Genomic DNA, 1,447 nt, shown 5'->3' with positions numbered 1-1,447 from the left:
GCGTTATCCCCACTGGTGGCTTTCCGGGACATCGACGGGATGATCCTATAGTCCTCCAGGTTCTCCACCGGCTGGGCACTGCCAGTGGTGGTGATCGTTTCAAACCATGCCTTCGCCCGGTAATGAAACCCACGATCGGAGTGGATGATCGGTGTTTGACCGGGTTGTAGTTGGTCGATAGCGTCCTGGATCATCTCGGTCACCAACGCCACCGATGGGCGATTGCCCACCATGACCGATACCGGGTACATGTCGTACAGGTCAATGACCGGGGACAGGTAGAGCTTGCCATCCTGGCAGGGGATTTCACTGATGTCGGTGACCCATTTCTGGTTCGGGGCATCAGCATGAAAATCATGCGACAACACCGGCATCCCATCAGCATCGACGCGGCCACGGTAGGTAGCGGACAGCTCGATGACCTGCTCGTGGGCTGCGCGCCCCTGCGCATCAGCAACGTGTAGCCGGTTAGCCACGGCTGGGTCTGCTTCACCCCGGTAGGAGCTGTAGGACCGGCGGCGTTTGATCTTCGGGGACAGGTCGAACTCGGCCATGATCTGGCGGACGATCTTCTCCGACACCCGGATGCCTTCCTGCTTGAGAATGGCGTGCACGACCCGGTAGCCCACCCGGTAGCACTGGGCCTGACAGATCTCAATAACCTGGGCCGCAAGTTCAGCCCGGCGTGCTAGACCACAGTGCTCAAGCCGGGTGCGGGAGTAGTAAAACGATGACGATGCCAGCCCTAGAAACTGCAGGGTTTCTGCCACGGTAAACCCGCGGGCGATCACGGCGAGTGCGATGCGGGTGGCGGTCTTAACACCCCATGTCGGGGCGTGGTCTTTTCCCAGGCGGATGATCCCTTCCTCCAGGAGTTTTTGCCGCTCCGCGAGCACCGCGTACGCCAGTTGCTGCTGCCGCAGAATCTTCTTCAGTAGCTCCGGGTCGCTGGTGAGTTTATCCATGTCCGGGGCTGAGAACATGTCAGCACCTGGGATCTTCTTCGGGATAGACTCCAGCAACTCCACATCCACGCCCTGCTCAATGAGCCAATCCTGAAGATCCTTGCTAGATTGTGCTTTCTTCTCCCGCCGACGCGCGTTGGAGGCACGTTGAACTGACTGTTTTCTTTCATCCACAGCTTTGATAATGGCAGCAACCAGCTCATCAAACGGGACATCCCGTGGTGTGTCAACGACATTGCCATACCACCGGCACCACTGACCGACGGAGTGGTCATTGACGCCAAACATCCGCGCCAGACGCACATACGGAATCGGCTTATGTAAATACGTCGCCACAATAGTGGCAATCAACTCAGACGAACAACGCTTATTCTTACGATGGGACGTAACAGTCCTACTGACAGGCATAACAAGCAGCTTCCTCCCGGCAACACACGCCGGGCTCAGCCACGCAGACCCTCCAACAAAAAGTCCGCAGTCCC

Annotated in this window: 1 protein-coding gene; it reads right to left on the bottom strand. The window is 58.0% G+C overall.

What is annotated here, in order from left to right:
• The coding region (locus ACZ6ZO_RS12825; protein ID WP_465293088.1) for a DDE-type integrase/transposase/recombinase at positions 1-1,373 on the bottom strand (1,373 nt) is incomplete at its 3' end.
• Between the last annotated feature and the right edge of the window lie 74 nt (positions 1,374-1,447).

The sequence above is a fragment of the Corynebacterium sp. NPDC104732 genome (assembly GCF_055583565.1).
The sequence above is the reverse complement of the archived record's forward strand: the minus strand, read 5'-3'. Positions and strand labels throughout refer to the sequence as shown.